This window comes from Streptococcus suis (assembly GCF_002964045.1).
Taxonomy (GTDB): Bacteria; Bacillota; Bacilli; order Lactobacillales; family Streptococcaceae; genus Streptococcus; species Streptococcus suis_U.
This window is the reverse complement of record NZ_POPB01000302.1, coordinates 21,107-27,624: the sequence shown is the minus strand read 5'-3', so window position 1 is coordinate 27,624 and position 6,518 is coordinate 21,107. Positions and strand designations below refer to the sequence as shown.

The 6,518-nt window shown below is 37.1% G+C and carries 5 protein-coding genes; 2 read left to right on the top strand and 3 right to left on the bottom strand.

From position 1 onward, the window contains the following. Positions 1-1,330: IS1182 family transposase (locus C1E99_RS04445; protein WP_105206717.1), on the bottom strand; the 1,330-nt coding region annotated here is incomplete at its 3' end. Between the two features lie 517 nt (positions 1,331-1,847). Between C1E99_RS04445 and C1E99_RS04440 the strand changes: the two genes are divergently transcribed. After that, complete coding sequence (locus C1E99_RS04440) at positions 1,848-3,032, top strand: hypothetical protein (protein ID WP_105107177.1); 1,185 nt, start codon at positions 1,848-1,850, stop codon at positions 3,030-3,032. 58 nt (positions 3,033-3,090) lie between these two features. Here C1E99_RS04440 and C1E99_RS04435 read toward each other — a convergent pair whose 3' ends face one another. Both C1E99_RS04435 and C1E99_RS04430 read right to left on the bottom strand, forming a co-directional pair. Next, complete coding sequence (locus tag C1E99_RS04435; RefSeq protein ID WP_105107176.1) at positions 3,091-4,566, bottom strand: lipopolysaccharide biosynthesis protein; 1,476 nt, start codon at positions 4,564-4,566, stop codon at positions 3,091-3,093. A gap of 109 nt (positions 4,567-4,675) precedes the next feature. Then, positions 4,676-5,578: a glycosyltransferase family 2 protein gene (locus C1E99_RS04430; protein ID WP_105206716.1), complete on the bottom strand. Its 903-nt coding sequence runs from the start codon at positions 5,576-5,578 to the stop codon at positions 4,676-4,678. A 167-nt stretch (positions 5,579-5,745) separates the two neighbouring features. Between C1E99_RS04430 and C1E99_RS04425 the strand changes: the two genes are divergently transcribed. Continuing rightward, positions 5,746-6,516: a glycosyltransferase family 2 protein gene (locus tag C1E99_RS04425; protein ID WP_238146207.1), complete on the top strand. Its 771-nt coding sequence runs from the start codon at positions 5,746-5,748 to the stop codon at positions 6,514-6,516. The last annotated feature ends 2 nt before the right edge of the window (positions 6,517-6,518 follow it).

Genomic DNA, 6,518 nt, shown 5'->3' with positions numbered 1-6,518 from the left:
GAATTTGTTTGAGGTTTCCTTTTTCCGTCCGTGCTAACTGGTCTAACTCTTTACTAGCTTGTACAGGATCAGCTTCGTAAATCTTAATATCTTTCTCAAATCCATACTTGTCCATTCTTCGTGAATAATTCTTAAACGAGTAGACAACCCCATCTGGCTTTATCCATTGGTCAGAATCTTCCAAGTAAGTCCAGTTTTCAGGATTGGCATCACTCTTCTTGTAGCTTTTCTTCTGCTCTTTCTGATATGTTCCGTAGGGAATCAGAGGGGTTTTCTCCAGGTCATCAAGGATAAAGCTATAATTTTCTTCACTACCATAACCTGCATCTGCGACAATGTGTTTAAAGAGTTCTAGGGTTTGGATGGATTGAAGAAAAGGCTTGAGTGTACGAGTGTCAGTTGGATTCGGAAACAGTCCGTAAGCTAAGGCAAACTGGCTGTTTGTGCCAAGTTGGAGGTTGTAGCCCGGTTTGAGCTGACCATTCTTCATATGATCCTCTTTCATTCTCATGAATGTAGCGTCGGGATCTGTTTTTGAGTAGGAGTTTCGTTCTTGTAAAATCTGTTTATCTCGTTCGTACTTCTGTTTCCGAACAAGACAATCTTCTTTCAACTTTCTCTTGAGTTTCTTAATTCTTCTTCGTTTCTGTCTGTTGGCTGAGCCACCTTTGATGACTTTAGGCTCTTGTGAGATAGCTTCTTCCACCTCATCCAATACTTGTTCGGTTTCTTGTAGGAGTTGGTTTAGTCCCTCGCTAGTGAGGCATTCTTCCTTGGACAAGGCAGTATTCACCCCTTCTTGAACTAGCTTGTCATAAAGGGCAGAAATGTTTCCGTTCAAGGCATCTTCATAGCGTTCAACGGCCTTTCTCCATGTGAAAGAATATTTGTTGGCATCAGCTTCTACCTTAGTCCCGTCAATGAAGAGAGCCTCATCTTCAATCATCCCATTCTCTCTGAGGAGGAGGGTGAAGTAAATGAAGGCAGTTTTGATGAGCTGATTGGCGTGTGTGCTAGCCCGAAAACTATTTATGGTCCGATAACAGACGTAGGTATCCTGACTCAGCCATTTCATAGGAATGACTTCTTCATTCATTTGGACGATTTTTCGACCAGAGAATACTTGGCGCGCATAGGCGAACAGGGTCATTTTGAGCAACATAGCTGGATGAAAGGCAGGACGACCTGTGTGGGAAGTTTCTTCTAATAGAACGGATTGAGGAATGGTGTCCACAAACTGACTAATTAGACGAGCCTCGTGAGTAGCAGGTAAGTCCCAAGCAATATTTAATTCCAAACTAAGCTGATTTGTGTTATACTGTTTATACATTTTCATGCCTTTCTAGTTGTTTTGTCGTTATAATAATTATAAAGCATGAAATGGAAAACGAGCAACTCCTAATTGGAATTGCTCGTTTTTTTATGTATGAGCAGCTAGTTTTTGCCCAGCCTCTTTTTGATTATGCCCAGTCTGATTTTTTCAAAGGCATTATGAGTGCCTTTCTTTTTATTGTTCTCGTAGTTACAGCCATATGAGGAGTTTGCAGTTTAAAAATGTGTGTTATTGAGAGTATGATGGATTCTGTTGATTTCCTAGTTTTTTTATAGATAACAATAAGTTATATTTGAATCATTTTCTGCCAAAGTAAGTTGCCCAAATTATTTTCATTTTATAGTTTCAAGTGTTATAATGGAGTGTTAGTATGATGGAAATAAGGAATGAAGTATGAAAATAAAAAAAGAAACTGTGTCAAAAGATAGATTATGGAATTCAAGTATTCATTTCCCAAGACTTTTCCGATATGCTCGTTATTACCAGCTAACTAAGCTAGGAGTAGTGATGTTTTATGGATAGTAAACTGTTTAACAAGTGGAGTGTTTACTTTCTTTACGTTTCAATTGTGATTTTTCCACTTAATATGTTATTGTCACTTCTTCTTCAAAAGACAGGATTTGCCTTCCTTGCTGCAAGAAGTATCTATATTTGCTATGCAATTGTTTACATGTTTGCATTGGTCATATTTGCGCGATTTGGAGTGTCAATGAAGAGGATAGTTGCACTCTATGCCGTTTATTTTTTATATTTTATCTTCTATTTGACAGCTGATCCATTTGTGAAAGATATTTTTTCGGGAGTCGTGATGATGATGATTTATTTCTATTATCTTCCCTACTCTGTATTAATTCTATCTAGAATAACGGACTTTTCTTTGCTGTTTTCAAGTAAGTGGATTGAATATACAAATTATTTTGTCATTTGTATTGCTTTTATTGTCAAGTATGTTTTCAATGATGTGACAAATTACATGACCTATTCCTATAACTTGCTGCCGATTTGGATTTTATTTACTCTGAATTTTATCCATCGTCCTACCTTAATCAAAGCTGGAATTGCAATTGTCATGCTTTTGGAGGGTGTTATTTATGGAGCACGAGGTCCTTTAATTTGGTTAGCAGTGGGAGGTATCTTGGGTATGCTTCTTGAATTGATTGAATACAAGGTCATTCGTCATCTTACCCTAAAGAAATTCTCACGTTTCATTTTTAGCCTTGGAATTTTTGCAGGAGTCTTCTTTCTCGTAAGACAACGACTAGGATCCATCGAAATTGAAGGTTCCTATATCCTGAGTCGTTTAAAGCAAGGAGATTTGGGAGATAGTACAGGAAGGGTTGTCATGATTGACACTGCACTTTCGTATTTGAAGCTCATGGGCGGTGAAATTAATGGCCTATTCTTTGACAGAACCATTATGCCTGAAAAAATTTACGTCCATAATTTTATTCTGGAAACCTTACTTGCTTTCGGTTGGCTACTTGGTAGTTTTTTATTATTGATTTTAGCTTTTATTCTGTCTAAGTGCTTCCTCATGTCAAATGCTGTCAATAAAAAAATGATGATTTTTGCTGTATCCTCTTTCTTTCTAAAATATTTTTTATCGGGAAGTATGTACGAAGGGGAAAGTTTTATTATTTTGGTAGCAATCCTATTTGCTATTTATCAGCAAGAAAAAACAAGGAATTCCGATTTATGATTCATAAAAAAACTCCGTCAATTTCAAGTAACCTTACTTGATAATTGATGGAGTTTTCTTATTTCTTAAAATGAAGGAGACTCTTATTCAAAACGATCCTATTCAAGATGTAGCTGATAAAAGTTGTTAAGAATATGCTGATAAATCCAAAGAAAATCCAGGAGATGAATGATTGAATTTTATTGACTTGCGGCAAAAATAAAAGATTCGACAAGAGAAATACACCGGCATCCACAAGCAGCTGTTTATTCAATAGACGTAAATCAGTTTTTAATATATAGTTATAGGAGTACCACATGTAGTAAATCAAGCTGAACAAAAGGGCAACGGCAGTTCCAATTGCAACTCCAACGATTTGCCATTCGAAAACCAAGGCGAGAGATAGACCAAGATTCAATACAGCTTCGAAGTACGTACCAAATTGAGTATTTTTAAAGTCGCCTTTGGAAAAGACAAGGGTACGGTAAGGTAACCTTAAGGCATAAAATAGGATTGCAAGTGTCATTAGATAGCCGAATACAGGTTGATTGTAATTGGCATCAGTAATGTTTTGGGTATAGAGAACAACAAATGGAGTGACTAGTTGAAAGGTGCTACTGATAAAAATGGTAGAACTAGTGTGTAAGAGCCATTCCATTTTATGAAATTGTCTTTGCAGAAGCATCTTATCTTCCATATGCAGTGCGCGCCCCAGAAATGGTCGCAGACCGCTGGTTGCTGCGTTCAAGAAAGTCTTTATCCCCTGAAAAACGGTATTATAGACAGCGTAAACAGAAACTTGAGAAAGACTAGCAAAGAGTGAGAGAATAACCACATCTGTACTTTCTTGGATGGTATAGGCGATATGCTGGCCTATACCATACCACTGTTGTTGGATTTTGTAGCCTTTATCAATATTCTTCTTGGAGATTTTATAGTGTTTATGAACATAGAAACTAATGCAGACGGGGGGAAGGATGAACACGAGAGAAGAAACAAATTTCACCAGGTAGATACTGTGACCACTGCTAATTAATAAAATAGATAGGGCTAAGTTAATGATGTTAGCCGTTCCGTGTAGCAGTTCCTTGATATAAGCTCGTTGGTCGGAACCTAATATAATTTGACTGGTAATGCCAACAAAGAATTGCAGAAGGTGGGATAGGGATAAAATGAGAACTAGCCCGATAACTTGAATGCTGGAAACATTGCCGGTTAATGTATGAGGTAGAATCAGGCACAAGCAACCAATATAGGCCAATAAGGCTACCCCAATTCGATTGAAAAAAACTCTGGATTTATAGTAAATGGTTGATAATTTGTTGAAGTCACCGTCTAATATCGGTTTATATAAACTTGCTTGAATAACGGTAGCCATTCCGAGATCGAGGAGGCTGATTAAATTGAGGTATTGGGAAATACTTGACATCAACCCGTTAATTTCTGAACCATAGGCAGTAATAAATAATCTTGGTAAGATAAGACTGCAAATGATGGAGATACATTTATTGAGTAAGGAAATTAGTCCATTGAGTTTTAGTGATTTTGTATTCATAGAGGTTGCAACTTTCTAACAAAGGACAATTATTATAAACATGTTCTTTTGAGAAAAGAATTTTTTTTGATAAAATAATACTAAAGGATTTCCCCTACATATTGCTATTTTAATTGGATATAATAATTTGTTTCGCTTGCAATAGTTTCTTGACTGCAGAATAGCCAAGGAGGGAGCAAGCCCAATAGAGAAATGGAATAGGTCTAGGTTTGATCTGAAGGGATTTCCATAAATGTTGACGAGTTTCTTTAATCTGGCCTAATTTGAAGTAGCGCATAGCAAGGTAATATTCTTGATAAGCCAGCAAGTCCTTTTCTGAAAGTACCTGTAATGCCTGGTTGATGGCGCGTGCTTTTTGGGATACAATTTTGTAGCCCTGCATGACCTTAGTAGAGTTTTTAGAGATACTGTCTTCCTGTATTTCATAGACAACTAAATCTTCTGCCAATTTGTAGCCCTGGCTGACTTGAAGTAGCTTGAGAAACAAATCCCAGTCTTGACAACTGAGAAGTTGTAAGTCTAAACCGCCGACCTGCTGAAATAGATTCTTTCTTACCATTAGGGTAGAGAAACCACCTAAGTTATTTTGCTTAATTGTTTCTTTTAGTGGAATAATACCTTCTGGAAGGACATGGACTGCTTTAGCACCGAAACCAGTCACAACAAAACCAACTTCAGGTCGTTCTTGCAAAATACGAACTTGTTTTTCAAGTTTTGTTGGGAGAAAATAATCATCTGAATCAAGGAAGGCGAGGTATTCTCCTTTAGCCTGTTCTACCCCTAGGCTTCGACAAGCATTGGCGCCACTATTTTCCTCTACGACAAAGAGTGAAAGATTGTTCTGTTGTTTTTGTAAGTCTTGAATTACCGAAATAGATTGGTCAGTTGATTTATCGTCAACAACGATGATTTCTACATTTGGATAATTTTGCTGATTGATGCTTTCAATGGCTCTTTGGATTAAATGTTGGCGATTAAAATTCGGAATAATGACTGAGATAAGTGGTTTCATGAAACTGTCCTTCTAAATTTCTACATTTTTATATTACAATAGGATAGACTTTTTTTCAAATTTAGCAAATCAGTTTGGTTGATTTATTACAATGCAAATCACACTTTTAGAATATGGTTCGAATTATAAATTTGAAAGATAATGATTGAAAAGGATATATGATAAAGATGAAGCAAGTACATGAAACTCCACTGGTTAGTGTTGTCATCCCTGTTTATAATGCCTCTAAGTTTATTGAAGAAACTATTCAGTCTGTCCTTGAGCAGACTTATCAACATTTTGAAATCATTCTTGTAGATGATGTTTCAACGGACGAATCAGTATCTATCATAAGAAACATGATGGCGACAGATAAGCGCATTTCCTTGCTTGAGAACGATGTTAATTCAGGGGTAGCTATTGCAAGAAATAGGGGAGTTGCAGCTTCGACAGGTCGCTATATTTGTTTCTTAGATGCCGATGATCTTTGGCTACCGACGAAACTGGAAAAGCAAGTGGCATTTGCCTTGAACAAGGGCTATGCGTTCACTTTTACATCTTACCAATTTGCAGATGAGAGCGGGACCGCTCTAAAGGCACCTCTCCTTGTACCAGGGAAGATTTCTTATCAACAAGCACTTGGTAATCACACGATTTTTACATCGACGGTCATGCTAGATCTTAATCAGCTTACTAAGAAAGATATTGAAATGCCCGATGTTCGTAGAGGACAGGATACTGCTACCTGGTGGAAGATCCTGAAAATGACAGACTACGCTTATAGTATGGATGAGGCCCTTTCTATCTACAGAAGAACATCTGTATCCTTGTCAGCTAATAAGTTTGCCGCTATAAAACGTACTTGGAATTTATTTAGAAATGTAGAAGGCCTGTCTTTGTGGCAAACTATACCACCATTTTGTAGCTATGCTATAAACGCGATTAAAAGAAGGATATAAGG

Bases quoted from the DNA above. Each gene is read 5' to 3' on its own strand.
- C1E99_RS04440 (WP_105107177.1), top strand. From the start codon at position 1,848: ATGGATAGTAAACTGTTTAACAAGTGGAGTGTTTACTTTCTTTACGTT.
- C1E99_RS04435 (WP_105107176.1), bottom strand. From the start codon at position 4,566: ATGAATACAAAATCACTAAAACTCAATGGACTAATTTCCTTACTCAAT.
- C1E99_RS04430 (WP_105206716.1), bottom strand. From the start codon at position 5,578: ATGAAACCACTTATCTCAGTCATTATTCCGAATTTTAATCGCCAACAT.
- C1E99_RS04425 (WP_238146207.1), top strand. From the start codon at position 5,746: ATGAAGCAAGTACATGAAACTCCACTGGTTAGTGTTGTCATCCCTGTT.